Consider the following 3,659-nt stretch of genomic DNA (forward strand, 5'->3'; position numbering starts at 1 on the left):
CAAAGGCGTCACAGCTGCCCGACGCAGGTTCCGCTCTCGTCCCGATGCAGACAGGACCATGGCAGAGCGCGCAATCGCCCTCGCGTTCGAGGGACGCATCGACCCCAAATCCATCCTGACTGATGTCGGGGAGATCCCCTCCAAGGCGCAGCTTGACCTTGATCGCAAACGCGGTGCGCTCGAGCGCGCCGCCGATCAGCGCAACGCTGAGAAACTGATGGAAGAGGGCGTCTAGCCATGGCGATTGAAATTCTGACGCAGGATCGCAATACCGCAAAGGGAATGCAGGGCCTGACGCCGTTCGGCCGCATCCTGGCACTCTACACATTCCGGTGGGGGCATCGCGAACTTCTCTACGAGATCATGATACCCCGTATGAGAGGTCGAAAACCCAGCACGGCTGAGCGTTTGTTCGAACGTCATATCCGGCGCTTACGTCGCACCAGACGCTCCGCTACGGCGGCGATCCTGGCACGTGCGCATTTCGATATGACGCAACAGGGCCGTAAACTTGCACGTGCGCTACAGTCCGTGATCCCACGCGATGAATACGCGATTATCACTGCGGGCGAAGCGAGCGGAGACGTGGCAACAGCACTGGCGCTATTGATCGATCTGCGCCGTCGCACACGTCGCATAGTGTTCGCCACGCTAAGGATGTACGGCTCGTTTTTAATGTACCTTTCGTTGCTGATCGGGACCATGATTTTCACGGCGCGGCAGGCGCTACCGTCCCTACAGGCAATGATGGATCTCTCGCAGTCCACGCCAACGCCTTCGCAACGCCACCTTGTGAGTGTCGCACAATGGGCTACCGGCAGCGGTCCGGCCTATCTCGGACTTGCGCTGCTGGTCCTCACGTTGGCCCTGATATCGAGCCTCTTCCTTCTTACGGGGCGTGTCCGGGTTTTTCTGGAACGCTTTCCGCCCTGGTCAACCTATCGCGGGCTGCACGGCTACGTCTGGCTTTCTACATTCGTTATTCTCGTCCGATCAGGACGATCGGAGACGAAGGTTCTTGAGCAACAGGCAGAATACGCATCGCGCTGGTTACGCGAGCGTCTGGATCGACTTGCGTTGCTCATGGGCCAACACGCTAAGCTGCTGCCTGCGGCGCTTGATGAATCAGGGTTCTTTTTTCCATCCCCCGACATGATCGATGATATCGACGCGAGATGGACGGGCGACAGTGAAAGCTATGACGGGCTTCTTGAAAGCTGCTCTATCTGGGCGGACGAAATCGAGAAGAGATCAATCATACTAGCACGCTCGGTCGAGATGGTATGTACTTTAACCGTTTACTTTCTGGTCGCTGCGATGACTGGTCAGCTCTACGGATTTATTCCGAAACACTTCTAACTTCAATTCGAAATAGGAATACGACATGAATGCACTCGCGATGATCGGCGGTTTGCTGGTCACAATTTACCTTGCAGCTCAGGCCGCTATCGCCGTTGTCCATATGTTCTCCGGGGGAATGGCATCCACCGCCGTTCAGGACGCGGACTATATCGCCAATCATATCAAATCGAACTTTGGCGGCAATCAGAATGGATCGACAAACTTTTCGTCGGTCAGCAACGCCTTGGCCATCTCTACCGCCTCCGTGCCACGTAGTATGCTGAACGGCGACGGGCAGACCATAAAAGGTCCGTGGTCAACCAGTTACGTCAATCTTTCGAGCAGCGCTGACGGCGGCTCGTTTTACGAAACCTGGTCAGGCGTTCCGGCGTCGGCCTGCTCGGAGCTGGCGAACGCAGCAGCCGTCAATTACATCAATGTAAACGGCACGCAGATCGGCTTCTCCCCCACCTCCAGTGTCTCAACTGCCGTGGCGCAAGCCTGTAACGGTACTGCCGGTGCGATGAACAATATTGTTCTGTCTTACGTGATGAACTTCGAGTAAAATCCTATGGCAGCCTTTGTTTTTCTGGGTCTTGCATTGATCGTGCTTTTTCGGGCGGAAATAGCGTCGGACCGCACGATCTACAAAGGTCTGTTCCCACAGACGCAGAATCAAACCGGGGCTGGTTATGCCTTTCTAGCATACAAAAACGCCGTCCAGTTCTACGTCTCAGATCATCCGGGACTGGAATCGGGTGCAATTCCTCTTTCCGCTCTGGCCCTCGATAGTGGTGTTACAACACTGATTTCTCCGGGCAACACCATTATCAGATCGGATGCTGGCACGACGATAGTTACCTGGGCGGCACCTCAAGCCGGTCTCATCGATGCCGTCATGCAAGCCTCTCAGGGTGATCGCTCTATCGGCACATCCTCGGGAACGCGGTGGTCAACCCCCTATTTTGGCGACATGGGTTCGATCCCTGCCCCGGTCCCTACCGGGGATATCGTCTCTGTCGTCACGTTCACTGGCACCGGATATTCGAATTGACCCGTATCCATTTTCGTCTGCCGGTTCGGAGATAAGTTATCATGCACGAAGCCATGGCCATGATCGCCTCGATGCTTATGAGCATCTACATGACCAGCCTTTTTTCCAGCGTGCATCAGCAGGGGCAGAACCGTGTCGTCTATGCAGCCGCAGCCAGCCAGTTCCAAAGCCTCCTGAATGGCACGAAGTCCTATGTCGATGCCAACTCAGCACAGATTCTGGCATCCGTGCCGGTCGGATCGATCACGCAACTTGGTCTTTCCACACTGATTTCTGCAAATGACCTGCCGCCTAATTTCACGGCATCAAATCCATTCGGACAATACTGGCAAGTTTTTCTTACTCAGCCACAGTCCGGACAGATCGAAGCCTATGTCGATAGTTCTGGTGGCACGGTGCTGAATTTTTCGGCCCTGTCCGCTGTCGTCGGCATGGCAGGAGGGCAATCCGGCTTTGTTCCTCCTGATAATGTCGTGGCATCGCTCAATAGCGGGATCGCAATCGGCAATATGGGTAAATGGCGTTTGCCTCTGTCGGGTCTTCCCAACCCTGGCGCGGGACATTTTTATGGTATCGCTACCGCCTCTGCGAGCGCACAGTACAACAGTGACGTTCTCTATCGCGACAACATACCTGGGCACCCTGAGCTTAACACCATGAATGCTCCTCTGGGGATGAATGGCAATAATATAAATGCCATTGGTAGCGCGCAGGTGAACAACAATGTGAGCGTAGGGAACCAGATTACGGCTCATAGCGAAAGGCTAGATCCCGGCAATAGTCTGCAAATCGGAAACGCCTCGATGTACGGTGATGGCCAGAATGCCGCCATCCGCGCCCCGGAGCGACTTTTCGTGCAGCACCCGGACGGCAGCTTTGCGCCGATTTCTGCAGGCTCGTTGGGACTTCCATCCGGCAACAACCTCACGGAGGGCAGCGCGTCATTCTACGGCGACGACAACAACGCGGCTATACGTACCCCAGGGCAAGTCTATATGCAGCATCAGGATGGCTCGTTGGCGCCCTTAGCGGCCTCGACGATTACCGCCTCGAACGCTGTCCAGCTTAGCGCAAACGCAACCGCGGGCGCGGGCTGTTCCAATAATGGCCTGATCTCCGCTTCGAGCGATGGAAGTGGCACAACGCTGAATTGCGTTAACGGTCGCTGGTCTATTCTCGGCGCGACATTCAACAACGGGTCATGGGTGTCGGGAACGCTCGCCCTGAATGCGACGAGCGGGCCTTTTACGAATAACGCGATCAC

At 55.8% G+C, this 3,659-nt stretch carries 4 protein-coding genes and 1 pseudogene; all 5 read left to right on the plus strand.

Features of this window, described 5'->3' with window-relative positions:
• Window positions 1–235 (plus strand): annotated as a pseudogene (locus P792_RS37315) (DNA-binding protein); the annotation flags it as partial.
• Window positions 236–237: 2 nt separating this feature from the next.
• Window positions 238–1,359 carry a type II secretion system F family protein gene (locus P792_RS23425; protein WP_023977706.1) on the plus strand — a complete coding sequence of 374 codons (1,122 nt, stop codon included), beginning with the start codon at window positions 238–240 and terminating at the stop codon, window positions 1,357–1,359.
• A gap of 25 nt (window positions 1,360–1,384) precedes the next feature.
• Window positions 1,385–1,906 carry a type 4 pilus major pilin gene (locus P792_RS23430; protein ID WP_023977707.1) on the plus strand — a complete coding sequence of 174 codons (522 nt, stop codon included), beginning with the start codon at window positions 1,385–1,387 and terminating at the stop codon, window positions 1,904–1,906.
• A 6-nt stretch (window positions 1,907–1,912) separates the two neighbouring features.
• Window positions 1,913–2,395, plus strand: coding sequence for a type IV pilus biogenesis protein PilM (pilM, locus tag P792_RS0117845; protein ID WP_023977708.1), 483 nt, complete (start codon window positions 1,913–1,915; stop codon window positions 2,393–2,395).
• Window positions 2,396–2,436: 41 nt separating this feature from the next.
• A partial coding sequence (pilV, locus tag P792_RS23435; protein WP_023977709.1) for a shufflon system plasmid conjugative transfer pilus tip adhesin PilV occupies window positions 2,437–3,659 on the plus strand: 1,223 nt, incomplete at its 3' end.

Source organism: Asaia sp. SF2.1, from assembly GCF_000505765.1.
Lineage (GTDB): Bacteria > Pseudomonadota > Alphaproteobacteria > Acetobacterales > Acetobacteraceae > Asaia > Asaia bogorensis.